The sequence below is a fragment of the Rothia sp. LK2492 genome (genome assembly GCF_040946345.1).
In the GTDB taxonomy this organism is placed as follows: domain Bacteria; phylum Actinomycetota; class Actinomycetes; order Actinomycetales; family Micrococcaceae; genus Rothia; species Rothia endophytica.
In genome coordinates this window covers 1-20118 of record NZ_JAYWLX010000008.1, presented here as the reverse complement: position 1 = coordinate 20118, position 20118 = coordinate 1, and the positions used below count along the sequence as shown (strand labels likewise).

The window sequence follows — 20118 nt, the reverse complement described above, 5'->3', positions numbered from 1 at the left end:
AGATATTGCTCGAGGGTCAGGCTTGCACGGGCCGCAGGGGTCGATACAGTAGAGGGTATGTTTAACGAAGAAACCGCCCCTTACAGCGCCGGGACTCCGGTAGCTGCCGCCGCTACAGCAACTGAAGAGAGCAGCGTGCTAGCCGTTAAAAAAGTGCGCACTGTGCACCTGCAACAGGCTAAGGACGCCGGCGAAAAATTTGCTATGCTCACCAGCTATGATGCTCTGACCGCCACTATTTTTGACCGGGCTGGTATCGATATTCTCCTGATTGGTGACTCAGCGGGTAATAATGTGCTGGGGCATGAATCGACTCTCACCATCACGGTTGATGAAATGATTCCGCTGGTCAAGGCGGTCTCCACCGCCGCTCAGCGCGCTATGGTGGTAGCGGATCTTCCCTTTGGCTCCTACGAGCAAAGCCCAGCTCAGGCGGTCGCCACCGCGGTTCGCTTTATGAAAGAGGGCGGGGCGCACGCCATCAAGATGGAAGCGACCGCCCACTATGTGGACCATGTGCGAGCTCTAGTAGCCGCCGGCGTCCCCGTAATGGCTCATATTGGTTTCACCCCCCAGTCTGAACATGCCTTGGGCGGCTTCCGCGTGCAGGGGCGCGCCGGTGGGGATATTCTGCAGGAAACCGCGCTGGCTCTCGAAGAAGCGGGCGCTTTTTGTCTGCTCATGGAAATGACCCGTAGCGATGTTACAGCCTCCATCAACCGGGCGGTTCGCGTCCCCATCATCGGCATCGGCGCCGGTGCTGAAACATCCGGGCAGGTATTGGTCTGGCAGGACGCTTTCGGTCTGCGGGACGGCAAAATGGCACGCTTCGTTAAGCAGTACGCTAATCTCTTTGAAACACTCACTGACGGGGCTAGAGCCTACCGAAAGGACGTCCGTTCAGGCGCCTACCCTGCCCCGGAACACCGCTTCGACAGCTAAGACCAACGGAGCAGATTTTAACAGTGCTGTAGGTGTATTTTCACCGGTAGTCCCTCTTAGGGCTCGCGCGGGGCGCTCGCCCCGAGCCAGCCGGCGAAAATACAGCTGCGGCACCCCTGACTTTTGGGCTAGTTGGTTTAGAACCAGCCGTCCTTCTGGGCGTCTAGTTCTTCGTTGCGCTTACGGGCGGACTCCATAGCGTTAGCGGCTTCTTCGCGGGTGTTGAAGGGGCCCCATAGATCCTTAACCGGGGATTGCTGACCTTCTTCTACCTGCCCGGTTTTGAGGTTGTAATAGAACTCTGTGGCGTGGGGGCCGGGTGTGAGACCGTCGAGCGGCATTGGTCCTCCTAAAAGTAATCGGTGTTTGCGTGAGCGAGCTTACCTTAGTAGTTTACTCCCCCGGTACGTCAACCACCAGGGGCGAACCACTGGCCAGACCGGTATCGCTGGGTCAAGACGGCAAAAAATACAGTTTCTGCACATGCGCCGGGCGGACACTGTTGGGCAGGTGGCGTGGCTGGCGACTACCATTGAAACCATGTCGACTATCACTTCCTCCCACAATTTACCTGCTGAGCCCGGTAAAGCTCCGGTCGGTGTACTCACCCCAGGTGTTGTTGCCCCCCAGCGCCCGGTGCCAGCCCATATTATCCGCCCTGAATACGTGGGTAAGGCTGAAGCCAACGAGGGCCAAGGCTCTAACTTCTACACCCCCGAAGAGGTTGAGCTGGTACGTGCAGCTGGCAAAATCGCTGCCGGTGCTATCGTGGAGGCTGAAAAAATTGCCGTCCCCGGCACCACCACCAACGAGATTGACGTGCTGGTGCACGAATACATCTGCGATCACGGCGCCTACCCCTCCACCGTGGACTACCGAGGCTTCACCAAGAGCGTCTGCACCTCTCTCAATGAGGTCATCTGCCACGGTATTCCTGACTCCACCGTGCTAGAGGACGGGGATATCCTCAACCTAGACGTCACCGCATACCTGAACGATATGCACGGCGACACCAACCGCACCCTGTTGGTGGGCACCGTGGACGAGGAATCCCGCTTACTGGTAGAACGCACCGAAGAGGCTTTGAACCGCGCCATGAAGGCGGTTAAGCCCGGACGCGAAATCAACATTATTGGCCGCGTCATCGAAAAGTACGCCGCCCGTTTTGGGTACGGCGTCGTGCGCGATTTTACTGGCCACGGTGTGGGGCGCGAGTTCCATTCCGGGCTCATCATTCCCCACTACGACGCCGCCCCCGCCTACAACACCGTTATTGAGGAGGGTATGATCTTTACCATTGAACCCATGCTCACCCTCGGCACCATCGAATGGGACATGTGGGAGGACGACTGGACCGTGGTGACCCGTGACCGTAAGCGTTCAGCTCAGTTCGAGCACACCATGGTCGTCACCTCAGATGGCGTAGACATCCTCACCCTCCCCTAATAGCTAGACCTTTATCAGAAAAACCCGCCCTAAGGAGCGCTCATGAGCGAGACAATCACCGCTGAAATCCCTGCACCAAAACCCAACGACCTGGCCATCGGTATCGATATTGGTGGCACCGGCATGAAGGGCGGTGTGGTGGATACCCGCACCGGCAACCTGGTGGGCGAACGCTTCCGCATTCCCACCCCGCAACCCGCCACTCCTGAGGCCTGTGCGACTGTGGTACGTGAAATTGTGGATGAGTTACAGGGCAGGGAGCTAGCTCCGGCACCCGATTCAGCAATCGGCATTGATTTTCCAGCCGTGGTGAAGAACGGCGTAACCCTCTCAGCAGCCAACGTTGATGAGACCTGGATCGGTGCTGACCTTGAGGGCATTATGAGCGCCGCGCTGGACGGGCGGAAGGTGTATGCCCTCAATGATGCGGACGCCGCTGGTCTGGCTGAGGCTATCTACGGCCAGGGCCGAGACAAGCCAGGGCTGATTGCTGTTATCACGCTGGGCACCGGGATCGGTTCAGCGCTCATTATCAATGGCCAACTGGTGCCCAACACCGAGCTGGGTCACCTGGAAATCGATGGGCATGACGCTGAAACCCAGGCGTCCGCCCGCGCTCGTGAAACGCACGAACTGTCGTGGAAAAAGTACGGCAAGCGCCTACACCGCTACTTCACCCACGTAGAAATGCTCTTCACCCCCGACCTCTTCATTATCGGCGGCGGTATCTCAAAGAATCCCGAGAAGTTCCTGCCCTATTTCGAAGAAGATGTTCGCACTCCTATCGTCATGGCCGAGTTGCGTAACAACGCTGGAATAGTTGGTGCTGCGGTGTGGGCAGCGGGCATGCCGTCCGAACAAGCACGCCGCGCAGCCTAGAGCACACCCTACCGGTTCCGCCTTAGCTACACCCCCGCCGTCCACCCGTTGATAGCGGGGGTGATTTATACCACACATGTTGTCATAAGAAGTAATTCAGCCCACTATCACGACACATGAATGGCATAAACCAACAATTTTCCCCTTCAATCAAAATAAAAAAGCAACAATGGCGCGCCTCGGTGAAATGCCTTGTGAATAAGAAATTTGTAGAATTAGAATAAATGTATGTCAGAACACACAAGCCTAGAAACATCAGTAGCTAGTTTCCGCTCATCACTCTTAAAGCACCTCCAGTTCACTGCGGGCAAAGACCCCAAGCATTCGACTATTTTCGACTGGAGAATTGCTCTTTCGCACACTCTGCGAGATCACGCAGTAGACCCCTGGTTTGCATCAACTCGACGCACCTGGGACGAAGACCGCAAGCGCGTCTACTACCTCTCCATGGAATTCCTCATCGGTCGCCTCACCGAAGACCTTGCCATTAACCTGGGTCTGCGCGATGTTGCCGCTGAGGCCCTCGAGAGTTTGGGGGTCGACTTCGAGACCGTTGCCAGCGAAGAGCCGGATGCCGCTCTAGGTAATGGTGGTCTGGGCCGCTTGGCAGCCTGCTACCTTGAGTCCATGGCAACCGTGGGCTGTCCCGCCTACGGTTATGGCCTGCGCTACGAACACGGTCTTTTTGAGCAGAGCTTCAAGGACGGTCGCCAGCAAGAAAACCCCGAGAACTGGCTTGCCCACGGCAACCCCTGGGACTACGCTCGACCCGAAACGGTCTACGGTGTTGGCTTCGGCGGTGATGTCTATGAAGAAAACGGTGTTCTGCGTTGGAAGCCCGGCACCCACGTCCAGGCTCAGGCTTTTGACAGCCCTGTGGTGGGCTACGGCGGCAAGTGGGCTAACACTCTCCGCCTCTGGGCAGCTACCCCTAACGCTGACCTCTTTGACCTGGGCAGGTTCAACTCCGGTGACTTCGCAGCAGCCGCAGAACCTGAAGCTCTGGCTCGTAGTCTCAGCCGAGTGCTCTACCCCAATGACACCACCGATGGCGGTAAGCAGCTTCGCCTCTCCCAGGAATACTTCCTTACCTCAGCATCCGTGCAGGACATCGTGCGCCGCCACCTGGTGAACCACGACTCGCTGGAAAACCTGGATGCCCACGTCGCTATTCAGATGAACGATACTCACCCCGCCATTGCCGGGCCGGAGCTTATTCGTATTCTGGTTGATGAACACGGCTTTGACTTCGACCGGGCAACCGACCTGTCCACCCGCGTGCTGGGCTACACCAACCACACCCTGCTACCTGAGGCGCTGGAACGCTGGACGGTGGGCCTCATGCGCAATGTGCTCCCGCGCCACCTGCAGATCATTGAGCGTCTGGACCAAAAGTTTGTTGAGCTGCAGGCAGGTTCACACCACCCAGCACGCCTGATTTCAGGCGACCAAGTGAATATGGGCGATCTTGCCTTCACCACCAGCCACCGTGTCAATGGTGTCTCAGCGCTACACACTGAACTGGTGAGGACCGAGCTCTTCCCGGCTCACGATGCCCTCCACCCCGATCGCATCGTCAACATCACCAACGGCATCACGCCCCGTCGCTGGCTCAAATTGGCTAACCCCGCACTTGCTGACCTCATCACCAAGACCATCGGTGAAGGCTGGGAAACCGACCTTGATCGTCTGCGCGAACTTGAAGCTCATGCCGATGACCCCGCCTTCCTGAACGCTTTCGCCCAGACCAAGCTGGCTGCTAAAGAACGCTTCTCGCAGTGGCTAAAGGAAGAGCACGGCCTGGATCTACCCACCAATGCTTTGGTTGATTCACAGGTCAAGCGCATGCACGAGTACAAGCGTCAGCTGCTGAACATCCTCTGGACCATCGCTCATTACCAGCGCATCAAGAGGGATCCCACCGCAGGCTGGGTGCCCCGCGTCAAGATCTTTGCAGGCAAGGCAGCGCCCAGCTACCACACCGCCAAAGACATCATTAAGTTGATTAACGATGTGGCAGAGGTTGTCAATAACGACCCCGAAACCAAGCACCTGCTGCGCGTTGTCTTCCCTCCTAACTACAACGTCACCATGGCTGAGAAGTTGATTCCTGCCTCGGATCTCTCCGAGCAAATCTCAACCGCCGGCATGGAAGCCTCCGGTACCGGCAACATGAAGTTTGCTCTTAACGGTGCATTAACTATCGGTACACTCGACGGCGCTAACGTTGAGATACGTGAGCATGTCGGTGCAGATAATTTCTTCCTCTTCGGCCTCACTACCGAAGAAGTAGCCCAGCGACGAAGCCAGCGGGGACACTCCCGTGCAGCCATCGAGAAGAGCCAGGCTCTTCAAGACATCCTGCAGGCAGTTGCAGAAGGCACCTTCAGCCCTGATGAGCCCTATAGGTTTGGTCAGCTTGTTGACAACATGTGGAACAGCGACTGGTTCCTCGTTGCGTCAGATTTTGATGACTATGACCGCGCTCAGCAAGAGGTTGAAGAAGCCTACCGCGACACAGCCCGCTGGAACCGTATGGCCGTGCTGAACATAGCCCGTATGGGGTATTTCAGTTCGGACCGGTCGGTACGGGAATACATGACCGAAGTCTGGGGAATTGAATCAGCCCTTTAGGCTACATCCTTAAAACCTTAAGGAGACTGGAGAAATAATCATGGCAATCACCCACGAAGAAGCCCGCGTCCTCGCTGCAGGAAAACACCGGGACCCGTTCAAGGTTCTGGGACCAAGCGCGGACGGCACCGAAATTGTGGCGCTTCTTCCCGGCGCTCATCGAGTGTGGGCCGTCAACGCAACGGACCAGCGAGAACTGGTGCAGCGCTGGGGTGATGTGCCAGTCTTTGTGGGTGAGTCACTCCCCTACTACCGCCTGCGCATTGAATGGAATGGCGGATATGTTGAGGAGAAGGAGGACCCCTATCGGTTCACCCCGGTCCTGGGTTCCCTCGATGAACATCTCATCAGCGAGGGCCGGCATGAGTCTCTATGGCGGGTTCTCGGTGCCCACCCCATGCAGCACGAAAATGTACCGGGTGTACATTTCGCCGTGTGGGCACCGAATGCTAGCCGCGTTTCTGTGGTGGGCGCCTTCAACGCATGGAATGGCATTGCCCACCCCATGCGACTGCGTGGCTCCAGCGGTATTTGGGAGCTCTTCATTCCCGGTCTCACCGAAGGGGAAACCTACAAGTACGAGATTCTCACAGCCGAGGGCGAGCTCTTGCCTCTCAAGGCTGACCCGGTGGGGTTCGGCTCAGAAATGCCTCCGGCTAACGCCTCGGTGGTGCGCGCTCTTGGCAAGCACTCCTGGCAGGATGGCGCTTGGCTGAAAAAACGTGCTGAGGTGGACGCGCTGACCACCCCAGTAAGCGTCTATGAGGTTCACCTCGGCTCGTGGCGGCGTGAAGGATGGCATGATCTGATCGACTACGTCGCTGATCTTGGCTTCACCCACATCGAGGTTTTACCTATCACTGAACACCCCTTTGACGGTTCCTGGGGTTATCAGCCCATCGGCATGTACGCTCCCACCATTCGCTACGGCCTACCCGAGGATTTTCAGGCATTCGTTGATCGGGCTCATCAAAAGGGCATCGGGGTTATTGCCGACTGGGTACCGGGGCACTTCCCCACCGACGCCCACGGGCTAGGCAACTTTGACGGGACCGCGCTCTATGAGCACCAGAACCCGCAAGAAGGCTTCCACCCCGACTGGAACACCCTCATCTATAACTATGGCCGACCCGAGGTGGCCGGTCACCTGCGGTCTAACGCCCTCTACTGGTTGCAGGAATATCACCTGGACGGTCTGCGCGTCGACGCCGTTGCCTCTATCATTCACCGCAACTATTCCCGCAAGGATGGCGAGTGGGTGCCCAATAAGGACGGCGGGCCCGAGAACTACGAAGCCATCGACTTCTTGAAAACCACCAACGACGCCGTTGAGCGCACCGTTGAAGGTGCCATGATGATCGCTGAGGAATCCACCACCTTCCCCGGAGTCACCCGCACAACCGAGCACGGTGGCCTGGGCTTTGACTTCAAATGGAACCTTGGCTGGATGAATGACTCACTGCGCTACTTTGGGCTAGACCCGATTTACCGTAAGTATCACTCTGATTTGTTGACCTTTGGCATCACTTACATCTTTAGTGAACGTTTCATGCTACCCATTAGCCACGACGAGGTTGTGCACGGCAAGGGTTCCCTCTACGGGCGGATGCCCGGGGATCACGCAGCCAAGCTGGGTAATCTCAAAGCCTTCCTGGCCTACATGTGGGCCTACCCCGGCAAGAAGCTTCTCTTCATGGGGCAAGAATTTGGCCAGCCCAGTGAGTGGAACTACGAAAGCGAACTTGACTGGCACGTCCTAGAAGACAAGGGTCACGCCGGCGTCCTGTCGTTGGTACGAGACCTCAATAGCCTATACCGGCAACAACCTGCCCTACACCGCAGCGACTCTGACCCTCACGGCTTTCAGTGGCTACTGGTCGATGCCGTCGATGAGCAGGTCTACGCCTGGTTGAGACGCGGCTGGGCGGGTGACCGGCACGTAGTGGTAGTCATGAACCTAAACCCGATTGAACGCGATGGCTACCGTGTGCCCTTCCCGCTGGCCGGTCGCTGGATTGAAGCCCTCAATACCGATGCTGCCCACTACCACGGCGGAAATCGTGGCCACGGTGGTGCTATTGAAACCGAACCTGTGCCCATGGGTAACGAAGCCCAGTCAGCCCTCCTCAAACTTCCACCCTTGTCAGTCATTTATTTTGTAGAGGAACAATCATGATTCACCTCAGCTCAACCACCACTCATAGGGACAGCACCCACCGACTATCGAATCAAGCTATGGCTTTTGTCCTCGCAGGCGGCCGTGGTAGCCGCCTCGAAGAGCTCACTGACCGCAGAGCTAAGCCAGCAGTTCACTTTGGTGGCAAGGCCCGAATTATCGACTTTCCCCTTTCGAATGCCTACAACTCAGGTATTCGTAAGATTGCTGTAGCAACCCAATACAAGGCGCACTCCCTCATTCGCCACCTGCAGCGTGGCTGGAGCTTCTTCCGCGCAGAACGCAACGAATACCTCGATATTCTGCCTGCCAGCCAGCGCGTGTCAGAACACCAGTGGTACATGGGCACTGCCGACGCCATCTACCAGAACATTGACATCGTTGATGACTACCAGGTGGAGTACATTGTAGTCCTAGCCGGCGATCACATTTACAAGATGGACTACGAAATCATGTTGCAGCACCACGTGGAGAAGGCCGCTGATGTAACTGTCGGCTGCCTGACCGTCGCACGTGATGAGGCAAGTGCCTTTGGTGTTATGGCCGTTGATGAGAACAGCCAGATTGTCGACTTCCTCGAAAAGCCAGACGTCCCCCCGGCAAGCCCCGATAACCCCGATGAGTCCTTGGTCTCGATGGGCATCTACGTCTTTGACTGGTCTTACCTGAGGGAAATCCTGATCGCTGATGCAGAGAATCCCGAGTCCTCCCACGATTTCGGGCACGATATTATTCCCCTGATTGTGAAGGACGGCGGTGCTTATGCCCACCGCTTCAGCGATTCTTGCGTCATGAGCGGTCTGGAAACCGAGCCCTACTGGCGAGATGTCGGTACCATTGATTCTTTCTGGCAGGCTAACCTTGACCTGACCTCAATGATTCCTCCCCTGGACTTCTACGATCGTTCATGGCCGATTTGGACTTACTCAGAGCTCACTCCTCCCGCCAAGTTTGTTCACAACCAGGAGGGGCGAGTGGGTCAGGCCATTCAGTCCCTGATCGCCGGTGACTGCATCATTTCAGGTGCCACTGTTTCTAACTCGCTGCTCTACACCGGCACCCGCGTGCACTCGTACGCTCAGCTGGATCAGGCCGTGGTGCTTCCCAAGGTTGATATTGGCCGTTCAGCGCGTCTTACCCGTTGCGTGGTAGACAGTGATGTAACCATCCCTGAAGGTCTAGTAGTGGGTGAAGATCCAGAAGAGGACGCCAAGTGGTTCAGCGTGACCGCCACCGGGGTAACTCTGATTACCCAGAAAATGATTGATCGCCGCTCAGCTGCACAAGAAGGGTAAATTTCCTCATGGCTCGTCGTATAAAACGCGTTCTATCGGTAGCATCTGAATGTGCACCTCTCATCAAAACTGGTGGTCTGGCAGATGTGGTGGGCGCTCTGCCCGCCGCGTTAGAACCGCTAGGTTGGAAAACTAAGGTACTGCTCCCCGCTTACCCCGGTCTGCTCCAAAAAATTGGACGCGGCACCCGCGTGTGGAGCGATGAAAACCTTTTCGGCGGCCCCGCTACGGTGGTTCGCGGCAAGATCGATGGGCTAAACGTCCTGCTGCTGGATGCCCCGCACCTCTTTGACCGTGATGGCGGGCCCTACTCCGCTCACGGTCACGACTTCCACGATAACCACGTGCGTTTCGCGGCTCTCAGCTGGGTCGGCGCCCAGATTGCTCTGCACGGAACCAAGGATAAGTGGAAGCCCGATCTGGTGCATGCCCATGACTGGCAGGCAGGTTTAGTTCCTTCTTATCTGCGCTATGCCGGTTCTCAGATACCGACCGTGATGACCGTACACAACATCGCCTTCCAGGGCATCGTGGGCGCCGACCAGCTAGACTACCTGCGTTTACCATCCTGGGATTTCACACCTGAATCCCTGGAGTACCACGGGCTGCTATCCACCCTTAAGGCGGGTATGGTGCATGCCTCCCGTCTTACCACGGTGAGCCCCAGCTATGCCCAAGAGCTGACCGAGGCTCACTTCGGTTTTGGTCTTGAGGGTGTCGTCAAGGCTCGCCGGGAACGCGGTGAACTAGCAGGCTTTATTAACGGTGTTGACACTTCGGTCTGGGACCCGGCAACCGACCCCGAGGTTGTGCCCTACTCAGCTCTAGATACTTCTGGCAAAGCTGAAAACCGTCAGCGCCTACTGCAAGAATTCAGTCTGGCTGAACCCACCGGCCCTCTCGCCGTTGTAGTGACCCGCTTGACTTATCAGAAGGGCATTGACCTGATGGTTGAAGCACTACCGGGCTTTTTGGAGCGCGGTGGAGCTGTAGCTATTCTGGGCTCTGGCGACGCTGATTATGAGGCTGCACTCGGCGATCTAGCTGCCCGTTACCCGGGCCAGGTAGGCCTGCGCATTGGCTACGACGAGGCTCTGAGCCACCGCCTGTACGCCGGTGGCGATATCGTACTGGTCCCTTCACGGTTCGAGCCCAGCGGTCTGACACAACTTTACGGTATGCGCTACGGTACCATACCGGTTGTCGCCGCTACCGGCGGGCTCCGTGATACCGTCTGCGATGCTACCCCCGAGAATCTGGCTGCAGGCGTTGCCACCGGCTTTACTTTCGGGGACGCTTACCTGGGCGGAACCATCGATGCCGGAGGGCTCAGTTTCGCTCTCGGCCGTGCCATAGATCTCTACGGTGATGCCGAGGCGTGGTCTCAGCTACGCCACACAGCGATGAACGCACCTGTTGGCTGGGAACAGTCGGCTGCGCAGTATGCAGCGATGTTTGATAATCTCATTGAATGAATATAGAGGTTTGGGCCCCAGAAGCCACGAATGTTTGGTTGTGCCTTTTCGATGACAACGATTGCGAAACTCGGCATGAACTAACTCGCCGTGACGGCGAATATTGGATTGGCGATATTGCCGGTGTGCACGCAGGTGACCGATACGGTCTTCGTGCCACCGGCAATAACCCAAACTTTAACCCTGAAAAACTTCTCATTGATCCCTGGGCACAGGAGCTTGAAGCCCCTTTACATTGGGACCCGATGATGGCGGGGGGTGCTATTGGTGACAGCGCACCTGTTGTACCGAAGTGCGTGGTACCGGCTGCACCCGATACCGCTTTTGACCCCTCCAGTAATCGCCCGCATCATTCCTGGGCGGATTTAGTGATTCTTGAGGCCCACGTTAAAGGCCTGACACAAAAGCACCCAGACATCCCTGACCAGATTCGAGGGTCCTACGCAGCGCTGGGCCATCCCGCCGTGCTCGACCATCTCAAAGGTCTGGGCATCAATGCGTTGGAGCTACTGCCCGTTCAGGCCTTCTTAGATGACCAGTACATCACTGAGCGCGGTCTCACCAACTACTGGGGCTACCAGCCTATCGGTTTTTCAGCATTAGAACCCCGTTATACCTCCGGAGATAAAACCGGAGCGCACGCCGATATTGAATTCAGGCAGGCTGTGAACGCTCTGCACGAGAACGGCATCGAGGTCATTTTGGATGTGGTGTTCAATCACAGCGGTGAGGGTGACCAGGGCGGCCCTACCCTTTCAATGCGCGGCCTCAACGACCACCACTACTATATGCGCAACGCCGATAGGTCCTACGCTAATCACAGCGGCACCGGTAATACCCTAGCGGTCCGTAGCCCCCACGTCCTGCGGCTTGTGCTTGATTCTTTGCGTCATTTTGCCCAGCGCTACGGTGTGGACGGTTTCCGCTTCGACCTTGCCAGCACTTTAGGGCGTTCCCACACCGGTTTTAACGATCGTTCAGCCTTCTTCCAAGCAATCTCACAAGACCCTGTTCTCAGAAATCTCAAGATGATTGCTGAGCCCTGGGATATTGGCCTAGGGGGCTACCAGCTGGGCCACTTCCCGCACCCCTGGCGCGAATGGAACGATACCTTCAGAGATGGCGTGCGCCAGGCTTGGCGAGGTGATGCTGAGAGTATGCCCAAGCTTGCCTCCGCCCTGCTGGGCAGCGCTGAGCGTTTTGACCACAGCAGCAGACCCGCTAGTGCGTCCATCAACTTCATTACAGCCCACGACGGTTTCACCCTCCTTGATGTGGTGAGCTACTCCCTGCGGCACAATGAAGCTAACGGTGAGGGCAATAGGGACGGTCACGGCGAAAACTTTAGCGATAACTGCGGCGTTGAAGGTCCCAGCGATGATCCCCAAATTACCCTGGTGAGAAAACGTCGTATTAAAGCTATGCTGGCAACTCTAATGTTCTCTCAGGGAGTGCCCATGCTACTGGCCGGCGATGAGCTGGGGAACACCCAGCGGGGTAATAACAACGCCTACTGTCAGGATAACGACACCACCTGGCTTGATTGGGAATCTGCCGACAAGGAGCTATCAGCTTACGTTGCAGAGCTCATCACCTTGCGTCGCCGTTTCCCCCAGCTGCACCAGCAAGAATTTTTGCACGGGGACGAAGCGCTCTGGTGGCGGGCCGACGGGCAACATACACAGGACCACGACTGGCATGACCCTGCCTTCAGGTGCTTCCAATTACAGCTAGACGGTCTCTTGCTGGTCTTCAATACCGGTGGTGACGTGGATCTTCAGCTACCTCCGCACCCCGAGGGCAGGCAGTGGAACCTTGAGTTTGCTTCTGATGAGGGCCTGCCCCAGTCAGTGCGGCTGTATAGCTAAATGCTGAGAGGCAGTACTCTCAGGGTACTGCCTCTCAGCGTTGTGGGTCTAAGCACCCCACCCCCCATCTGCGGGTGCGCTGCCACTGATTTAGATGAGGGTTGGCTGCTCGCCCTCCTCAGCCCCACTGTTACGCAAATCTGCGATAGCTCGCTCAAAATCAGCCAGGGATTCAAAGGCCTGGTAGACGCTGGCGAAGCGAAGATAGGCTACGGTATCCAGACGTGAAAGCGGCTCTAGGATGCTCAGGCCCACTTCGTGGGCATCAATTTCTGCCAGACCCTTAGCACGAATCGATTCTTCAACTTCCTGGGCCAGCTTAGCCAGGTCGTCCTCACCGACCGGGCGCCCCTGGCAGGCTTTACGCACACCGGAGATAATTTTTCCTCGGTTGAAAGGCTCGGTCACCCCGGATCGCTTGATGACCGCAACGGCGGTAGTTTCCACGGTGGTGAAACGCTTACCGCACTCGGTGCACTGGCGGCGGCGGCGGATAGCGCCGCCGTCATCGGTTGTACGGGAGTCTACAACACGGGAGTCGGTGTGACGGCAGAAGGGGCAGTACATTAGTTGCCTTTCGTGCGTGCGGTAATGGCCTCACCATGGGCGGGCAAATCTTCATCTTCAGCGACAGCTACAATAGCGTCACCGATTTCTGCTAGAGCTTCTTCGGAGTACTCAATCAGCTGCACCGCTTTCATGAAGACGGTGGTATTCAAACCTGAGGCAAATGCGGCCGACCCACCGGTGGGAAGCACGTGGTTAGAGCCAGCAGCGTAATCCCCCAGGGGCACCGGCGAAAAACCGCCGATAAAAATAGCGCCAGCATTACGGACGCGAGCAGCGACGGCCGCGGCGTCCTCAGTGTGAATTTCAAGATGCTCAGCGGCGTAGGCGTCTGCCACAGCGATGGACTGATCCAGGGAGTCGGTGAGAATAATGCCGGACTGGGGGCCGGACAGGGCGGTGGCGACACGCTCGGCGTGTTTGGTGGAAGCCGCGCGAGAGGTGATGGCCTCGGTGACTGCCTCAGCTAGGGGCGAGCTGTGGGTAATCAAAATTGACCCGGCGTTGGGGTCATGCTCAGCCTGGGAAATGAGGTCAGCCGCTACGTAGTCTGGGGTGGCGGTGTCATCCGCAATGACCGCGATTTCGGTGGTTCCGGCTTCGCCATCCACGCCCACCACGCCCTGCAGAGCTCGTTTTGCCATGGCAACGAAGATGTTACCGGGGCCGGTGATGGTGTCGACCGGCTCTAGGGTTTCACCGTCGTCATCAATGCCGTAGGCCATAGCGGCCAGCGCCTGGGCGCCGCCGATAGCCCAGACCTCGGTGACCCCCAAGAGTCCTGCTGCCGCCAGGATGGTGGGGTGGGGCAGACCGCTGAATTCTTTTTGGGGTGGGGTGCAGAGCACCAGGGAGCCAACACCGGCGGCCTGTGCGGGCACGGTGTTCATAATGACGGATGAGGGGTAAACGGCCAGACCGCCGGGCACATAGACGCCGGCGCGGCGTACGGGCGTCCAGCGGTTGGTGAGCTTAGCGCCGGGGGCTACTTCGATGGTTTTATCGTCAGGACGCTGGGCGACCGCGAAGGCGCGGGTACGGGTGATGGCGATTTCAAGGCCTTCACGCACCGCAGGGTCTAGGGCGGCAACTGCATCGTCAATGGAGGACTGGGGCACGCGCAAGGCGTCCTGGGTTACGCCGTCAAAGCGCTGTGAGAGCTCGCGGAGGTAGGGGGCGCCGTCGGCTCGTACTCTGGTAATAATGTCTTCGACGGTAGCTAGAGCGTTGCCCACATAGTCACTGGTTTGGCGTGGAACAATCTGGCGCAGTTCCTTATAGGAATGGCTGGTGCCGCGCAGGTCGATGGTGCGCAGCATTGGGGCTGCCGGGCTCTGGGTGCTATCGATGGTGCTCACACCCCCCATTTTATAGGGGGCGTCAAATAGAAGGGTATCTGTTACAGGCACGGTTTTACGGAGCGACGACAGTCTGGACTGGCGTGACTCCGAACAAAAGCCCAGCCTATCCACTTTTTTGCCTGCCAATATGTCGATGACCACACGGGGTGCACCCCTTCTGGCACTGAGATCAGGCCCTGTTGAACCTGCTCTAGTTAGTTTTAGCGATGTGAATGTGTAATTACTTCATCCAGCATGCCAATTGAGACCATCAACCGCGCCATTCGGGGTCCACCCCCTAAAAAGATTGGGTGGAGACCTACCGGGACGAGGCGCTCCAGACTCCCACTGCTAGAGCGGTGCAGATAACTGAACGGCTACTCTCTGAGGCTTCGTATAACAGCGGGCGGCAACGCGGCAGGCTTTCTGGAGGGTGTGACAGCCTGAGACGGACTTCTTTGCTAGACTCTGCTGCTAGACGAGCTTTAACACGGTTATTGCAGACGATAGTGGCGGTCAAGACGCCGGGAATAGCTTGATCACGCCAGTGAGCCAGGGTGTTCGCTCCGAGGCAGCGACTAATAGCCTCTGCCTTGGAGCAAACACCCTGCCTCACTGTATGAATACCGATTAGTCAGGCTCAGACACTTTTCTACCCGGTCCACCAGCGTGACGGTTGGGGACGCCAATCGCATTTTTTTCTGGCCATTTCGGGATTCTCACCTGCGATAATTTTTTCGTTATCTTTACGTTCTTGAAGCAAACCATTGAATTGCCTGCGATAGGAAATAAATTCAAGGGAGACCGACTCGCTACTATACATCTTAGATACAAAGATTAGGGAATATACTGATGCTATTATCAGCAATATAACTGAAATACTCAATGCATCCAAATAAAACCCACCCTCTACACTTGAAACCAAGATTAAACCACTCAACAATGCCATTACGAAGAATGAAGCGCAAGTTATTGACAATATGAAATTCATAATCCCATCAAGCTTTCGTTCAAGTCCTTTTGAAAATTTATTATAATATTTCAACTTATTATTATTTTCAAATATAAAAAATGCACTGAATAAAATAATAAAAATCAGAAGATAGAAAGAGATAATTTGAATTACCCCATATCGATTGAAATCATTTAAAATAATATAACCAATCAACAGCAGAACAGAAAATGCTAATGGGACAACGAATTGCCAAGACCCAACAAGACAAAAAACAATCTTTTTTAAATGAAAGTATCTCGAACTAACTTTTATTTTAGTATCAAGTACCAGCATGTCGTGAAACCGACTCTTTGGTGGAGCGCTTAGCCAATACCGCAGGATGGCTTCACTCGCACCTGGAATCAAATCTTCGATTTCCTCGTTTATTTCCTCAACCCTCTGCTTGGCCTTCCTTGAGTCCGGCATTTGATTAAACGCGCCAAACCCAAAAATTAGAAGTGAAACTATTACAAGAAAGAGATTTGACCATACCTCTTGGCCTACACTTCCCAATGTCAATATGCGGCACATTATAATTGCCACACTGGAGTTCAAATGCAAACTGACAGCCAATATGCCAATCAACGAAATCAACACTGAAACGAATCGCATGCGATCCCGGTAGCGATTTTCGTTTTTACTTCGCAAACTACCGGGTGAAACAGCCAACGCAATTACCAATGCGATAATTATTGAAGCAGCCCCAATTATATAGTTATCTTCGACCCTAAAATAAAACCATAAAGAATTTCCGTAAATTTCTGCTAAGGCTTGCCAGAAACCGGTATCATCCCTGAATGACCTTAAAGCATAAATTATAACTAGATAATGAGTGACAAACACAATAATAACTGGGAGGAAAAAAGCATATTTCAAAAAATCTCTTGAATCTGAATTTTTCTCAGCCATTCCACACCAGCTTCCCTGTTTCCTTTGAATACAGGAAGTCCACGATGTCGCCGCTAATGACCATCTGGATTGCTCGGTCAATGGTTGCCCTAGGTACCATAAACCACTCCGAGGGAGTGTAGGGCTTTCCATCAGCATCAGTCATAGTGATGTCCAGACGTACCTCTGCGAATACACGGTGCAAGAGGTGTTCAAGTTTAGCTGCTTGCAGATCCTTGACAGCATAGGCGGCTACGACTTCCACCGGTGCCATGAGATAGGTAGGGTCTTTTTCTGCTTGTGCAATGCGTTGTTCTACAGCACCACGTGAAAAGCCAATTTTGTGGAGGTTAGGCAACTGCGAAATTGCAGGGTCCTTGCTCTGTGACTTCAAAACATAGATGTAGCCAACAGGCATGAAATCTTCGCCTACCTCTTGCTCAGCAAAATTCTGGTGGTGAGCTGAAGCAAGACTGCGGCCATCTTGCTCCCCTAGACGTCCTGCCAGCGATTGCCGGTACATTGATGACTCGGTGCCGTTTTCAAAGATGACCCGCAAGCGCTCTTTGGGTACCTTTCGGTCGCCGTTTTTAACCATCTCAGTTTCGCCAACTTCAGCAACATAGAGCATGACGCCTCCGAGAACGAAGAATCGCCCCTGTTTGATGGTTGAAACCCCACCAAAGGCACTTTGCTTTAGTTCTCCTGCCTCTAATTGCCGGTGCTTGAGCCTGAAGAGATGCTCAAATTTCCCGAAGTCTTCAGCCTTTTTACGTTGGGCCACGTCGAATTCGTCTGGCTCCCGTTGTAGTTCGGGCATTGTCGAAAAGTCGTAGAGACCCGAGTTGTCGTTTAGTAGGTCGAGCCCGTCAAAATCTGAGGTGAGTAGTTCCTCCAAAGAGGTTGGTGCTTCTGGCAGGGAGAGCATATCAAACTCGTCGAGGTGCCGCACAGCATTAGCTTTAGCTTCATTATTGAGAAAGCCGTCGAGCCTTGCCCCGAGTTTGCGTTCAGAGATATCAAGGGTCTCGGCTGACGGTAGCCTGCCATGCTCCCGCCTAAACTCCACGATTTCTAGAAAAGCTCGTTCTAACCGGTCGGTTGCGGTGATAGGTTGGGGCTTTTCTGGGGTTGCGAGCAAACCCTCAGTATCGTTTTTAAGGAGCTGGGTGAGTTGGTCTTCAAAGGATAGCTTCTCTGAGCTCATGGCTACTCCCCTTCTGCCTTGGTTTGTTCTGTCTGTGCTGCTGCTTGACGTTGTTTGAGCGATTGGGCTGCCTTTTGGAGAACCAGCAGGGCTTCGCCGTAGGTACGTTCAGTGGCGTCTTCTGACCTACGGTCTGGCCGGCGGCCGTTAGTTTTAACCCATAACTCTATTTTCTTGTACAAGGTCATAGCTTCTTCTGGTGTCATCACTATTTTGTTGGCGGCGATGGTGTCTGAGATAAGGCGCAGGACGTTGGGGGTTACAGACTTCGATAGCACTTCGAAGGCGCGTTGGAAGGGGTTGATCGTGTCTATGAGGTTGATATTAATGTCATCGATATTGACGAATTTGTCAGCCATCATCACAAATTTTTTGTCCCCAACGGTACGCACTTCGCCGTTCTTAATAACCGAGTCGACGACTACTTGCTGGCGTACCTCTTCTACCTCTGTATCTGAAAGATCGGGGTATTGGGTTCTAATTATCTTGGGGATTACCACCTTGTTGGTAGTCTCAGCGTCAAAAGCTCCGCTAGCTGCTCGGGTAAAGGTGTCATCTTGCAGGATTATAGCTTTTAGGTCGTTGAGATCTGTATCGACAATCTGTTGTACTCGGGCGGTCGAGGGCTCTTTGAAACCCTTGATTTTGATGGTGCCGGGCTCCTCAAAATCATCGTTTCCCTTTTTGGCTTTGAAGGTGAAATTTGGTGCCAACACCTGTTCCATGAGCAAGGATGCAGTGATGGCTTTGAGGGTGTTATTGACTGAGACCGTCACCTGGCTTTGGCTGGCATTCGGCTCTGCAATTAGGTTGGTGAATTGCGCATGGGTTTTACCCTCAGAGTCGCGTGTAACCCTGCCAATAATCTGGATGACTTCGGTCAACGATGCCCGGTAACCCACTGTGAGAGCGTGCTCAGCAAAAGGCCAGTCGAAGCCTTCCTTTGCCATACCCAAAGCGATGATAATGTCTACAGCGTCCCGGTTTTTTGAAGCGACGCTGGTGAGATAATGCAGGGTTGCGCTACGTTTTTGCGTGTCTCTGTCGTCTACTAAATCCGCTACCCGTAACAACTGATCATTGTTTTTACGCTGAACAAGGATAATGCCGGTTTCTTCTTCAACTTCTACAAATTCACCGATGGTATCGAGGATGAATCCAACCTCTTCGTACTTATCCTTGGTGGACTCGCCAGAACCCACACTAGGTATGTGCAAGATTGTTTTCTTATCCAGATTAAGCACTTCGTGAATAGCGTCGGTGTATCGACCCTGGTAGAAGTGGTGTCCAATACCCAGTGTTTTAAGGTACTGGTAACCGTTGAGCTGGTCGTAGTAGTTGAAGGTGACCGGGGTGAATTTAGCTTCGTCTTCTGGTGCAAGGACGGCCACGGTATCACCGCGGAAGTAAGAACCCGTCATGGCGAGGATGTGAGCATCTGACCCAGCCATGATGCTGTGCAGTAAGGAGCCGAGTCTGCTGGAGTCTAGGTCTGCTGAGACGTGGTGGAACTCGTCGATGGCAAGCAAGATTCCGTTGAAGTCCTCTGGTGCCAGCTTCTCGTACGCATAGCGCAGAGTTGCATGGGTGCAGACCAGCAAGGCATCGTTGCCCTTAAGGAATTCGGTGAAACGGTCTACTTTACCGGCTGCTCCACCCGGGGTACAGAGATTGTTGCGGGGTTCTACCTGCCAGTCAGCAAAGAAGCCGTGTGCGGTGAGGTTAGTGGAAGCAAAGGAGGCGCCAATAGAGCGTTCGGGAACGGCAACAATGACCTTACGAGTGCCCTGGTTGAAGAGTTTGTCAAGACCTACGAACATGAGGGCACGGGACTTACCGGATGCCGGCGGTGCCTTCACCAGCAGATATTGCGCATTACGTTGTTCGTAGACTCGGCGTTGCATTTCTCGCATCCCAAGGTCGTCAGTATTGACTGAGGTGCCCGCCTGCGCGTAGGTGACATTGACCAGATTGTTTGAATAAGTTTGGGGGGGGCTCATTATTAGGCTTCTTTGCTGGTTTCTGAGTTGCTAAGAGATAAGGACGACGGCGCTGAGGTGACGCGCTTTCGGCGGGTAGTAGGCTTTTTAGCCTTGGCTTCTGCCAGCTGAGCCTTTTCTTCTTCAACCATTTTTTCGTAGAGGTCAAAGAGTACCGTTAAACGTTCTTCATCGGTTTCAAAGGTCTTTGTGGAGTATATGGAGTCAACCATGTCATCAACAGTCTGATGTGCATGGAGCAAGTCAGCGGGCATCTTTTCCGGGTCGTAGAGCTCCGCAAGTGTTTTCTCACAGTGGTACTCGCGCACATCAAGAACACGCAAGGTAGCCTGAGTGAGCTTAGATTTGGTGTTATCGCTGAGGTAAGGAACAGGAAAATTATTGTAAACAATAGTGTTTGTGTATAT

At 54.8% G+C, this 20118-nt stretch carries 15 protein-coding genes; 8 read left to right on the top strand and 7 right to left on the bottom strand.

The annotated features are described in order from the left end of the window. Positions 1 to 57 precede the first annotated feature (57 nt). Entirely contained in the window at positions 58 to 942 is an 885-nt protein-coding gene (gene panB, locus VVR27_RS09115) for a 3-methyl-2-oxobutanoate hydroxymethyltransferase (protein ID WP_368548062.1), read from the top strand. Positions 943 to 1079: 137 nt separating this feature from the next. On the opposite strand, the gene VVR27_RS09110 is transcribed toward panB, so the two are convergent. After that, positions 1080 to 1283 (bottom strand): SPOR domain-containing protein, encoded by a 204-nt coding sequence (locus VVR27_RS09110; RefSeq protein WP_346871665.1) that lies wholly within the window; start codon positions 1281 to 1283, stop codon positions 1080 to 1082. Positions 1284 to 1482: 199 nt separating this feature from the next. Between VVR27_RS09110 and map the strand changes: the two genes are divergently transcribed. The 7 genes from map to glgX all read left to right on the top strand — a co-directional run bounded on the left by map (position 1483) and on the right by glgX (position 12715). Next, positions 1483 to 2388, top strand: a complete 906-nt coding sequence (gene map / locus VVR27_RS09105; protein WP_368548061.1) for a type I methionyl aminopeptidase — start codon at positions 1483 to 1485, stop codon at positions 2386 to 2388. A 42-nt stretch (positions 2389 to 2430) separates the two neighbouring features. After that, positions 2431 to 3267: a polyphosphate--glucose phosphotransferase gene (ppgK, locus tag VVR27_RS09100; RefSeq protein WP_346924263.1), complete on the top strand. Its 837-nt coding sequence runs from the start codon at positions 2431 to 2433 to the stop codon at positions 3265 to 3267. A gap of 228 nt (positions 3268 to 3495) precedes the next feature. Then, positions 3496 to 5901 carry a glycogen/starch/alpha-glucan phosphorylase gene (locus tag VVR27_RS09095; RefSeq protein WP_368548060.1) on the top strand — a complete coding sequence of 802 codons (2406 nt, stop codon included), beginning with the start codon at positions 3496 to 3498 and terminating at the stop codon, positions 5899 to 5901. 40 nt (positions 5902 to 5941) lie between these two features. Further along, the gene (glgB, locus tag VVR27_RS09090) at positions 5942 to 8077 is read left to right on the top strand and encodes a 1,4-alpha-glucan branching protein GlgB (protein ID WP_368548059.1); all 2136 of its coding nucleotides are present in this window, start codon (positions 5942 to 5944) and stop codon (positions 8075 to 8077) included. Then, the gene (glgC, locus tag VVR27_RS09085; protein WP_368548058.1) at positions 8074 to 9372 is read left to right on the top strand and encodes a glucose-1-phosphate adenylyltransferase; all 1299 of its coding nucleotides are present in this window, start codon (positions 8074 to 8076) and stop codon (positions 9370 to 9372) included. The genes glgB and glgC overlap by 4 nt, the downstream gene beginning before the upstream one ends. A gap of 8 nt (positions 9373 to 9380) precedes the next feature. Continuing rightward, entirely contained in the window at positions 9381 to 10847 is a 1467-nt protein-coding gene (glgA, locus tag VVR27_RS09080; protein WP_368548057.1) for a glycogen synthase GlgA, read from the top strand. Continuing rightward, positions 10844 to 12715 carry a glycogen debranching protein GlgX gene (gene glgX, locus VVR27_RS09075; RefSeq protein WP_368548056.1) on the top strand — a complete coding sequence of 624 codons (1872 nt, stop codon included), beginning with the start codon at positions 10844 to 10846 and terminating at the stop codon, positions 12713 to 12715. The genes glgA and glgX overlap by 4 nt, the downstream gene beginning before the upstream one ends. Before the next feature lie 90 nt (positions 12716 to 12805). Here the strand turns inward: glgX and nrdR are convergent, their stop codons facing one another. From nrdR to VVR27_RS09045, 6 genes are all read right to left on the bottom strand, one after another. Then, on the bottom strand, positions 12806 to 13282 hold the full coding sequence (gene nrdR, locus VVR27_RS09070; RefSeq protein WP_251379809.1) for a transcriptional regulator NrdR: 477 nt from the start codon (positions 13280 to 13282) through the stop codon (positions 12806 to 12808). Continuing rightward, positions 13282 to 14601, bottom strand: a complete 1320-nt coding sequence (gene hisD / locus VVR27_RS09065) for a histidinol dehydrogenase (protein WP_368548124.1) — start codon at positions 14599 to 14601, stop codon at positions 13282 to 13284. The genes nrdR and hisD overlap by 1 nt, the downstream gene beginning before the upstream one ends. A gap of 673 nt (positions 14602 to 15274) precedes the next feature. Beyond that, on the bottom strand, positions 15275 to 16525 hold the full coding sequence (locus VVR27_RS09060; protein ID WP_368548055.1) for a hypothetical protein: 1251 nt from the start codon (positions 16523 to 16525) through the stop codon (positions 15275 to 15277). Next, the gene (locus tag VVR27_RS09055) at positions 16518 to 17711 is read right to left on the bottom strand and encodes a GIY-YIG nuclease family protein (RefSeq protein WP_368548054.1); all 1194 of its coding nucleotides are present in this window, start codon (positions 17709 to 17711) and stop codon (positions 16518 to 16520) included. Before VVR27_RS09055 ends, VVR27_RS09060 begins: the two co-directional genes overlap by 8 nt. A gap of 2 nt (positions 17712 to 17713) precedes the next feature. Next, positions 17714 to 19711, bottom strand: coding sequence for a DEAD/DEAH box helicase (locus VVR27_RS09050; protein ID WP_368548053.1), 1998 nt, complete (start codon positions 19709 to 19711; stop codon positions 17714 to 17716). 2 nt (positions 19712 to 19713) lie between these two features. Next, a partial coding sequence (locus VVR27_RS09045; RefSeq protein WP_368548052.1) for a type IIL restriction-modification enzyme MmeI occupies positions 19714 to 20118 on the bottom strand: 405 nt, incomplete at its 5' end.

Bases quoted from the DNA above. Each gene is read 5' to 3' on its own strand.
- hisD (WP_368548124.1), bottom strand. From the start codon at position 14,601: ATGCTGCGCACCATCGACCTGCGCGGCACCAGCCATTCCTATAAGGAA.
- ppgK (WP_346924263.1), top strand. From the start codon at position 2,431: ATGAGCGAGACAATCACCGCTGAAATCCCTGCACCAAAACCCAACGAC.
- glgC (WP_368548058.1), top strand. From the start codon at position 8,074: ATGATTCACCTCAGCTCAACCACCACTCATAGGGACAGCACCCACCGA.
- VVR27_RS09050 (WP_368548053.1), bottom strand. From the start codon at position 19,711: ATGAGCCCCCCCCAAACTTATTCAAACAATCTGGTCAATGTCACCTAC.
- glgA (WP_368548057.1), top strand. From the start codon at position 9,381: ATGGCTCGTCGTATAAAACGCGTTCTATCGGTAGCATCTGAATGTGCA.
- VVR27_RS09110 (WP_346871665.1), bottom strand. From the start codon at position 1,283: ATGCCGCTCGACGGTCTCACACCCGGCCCCCACGCCACAGAGTTCTAT.
- VVR27_RS09060 (WP_368548055.1), bottom strand. From the start codon at position 16,525: ATGGCTGAGAAAAATTCAGATTCAAGAGATTTTTTGAAATATGCTTTT.
- VVR27_RS09055 (WP_368548054.1), bottom strand. From the start codon at position 17,711: ATGAGCTCAGAGAAGCTATCCTTTGAAGACCAACTCACCCAGCTCCTT.
- glgX (WP_368548056.1), top strand. From the start codon at position 10,844: ATGAATATAGAGGTTTGGGCCCCAGAAGCCACGAATGTTTGGTTGTGC.
- nrdR (WP_251379809.1), bottom strand. From the start codon at position 13,282: ATGTACTGCCCCTTCTGCCGTCACACCGACTCCCGTGTTGTAGACTCC.
- map (WP_368548061.1), top strand. From the start codon at position 1,483: ATGTCGACTATCACTTCCTCCCACAATTTACCTGCTGAGCCCGGTAAA.
- VVR27_RS09095 (WP_368548060.1), top strand. From the start codon at position 3,496: ATGTCAGAACACACAAGCCTAGAAACATCAGTAGCTAGTTTCCGCTCA.
- panB (WP_368548062.1), top strand. From the start codon at position 58: ATGTTTAACGAAGAAACCGCCCCTTACAGCGCCGGGACTCCGGTAGCT.
- glgB (WP_368548059.1), top strand. From the start codon at position 5,942: ATGGCAATCACCCACGAAGAAGCCCGCGTCCTCGCTGCAGGAAAACAC.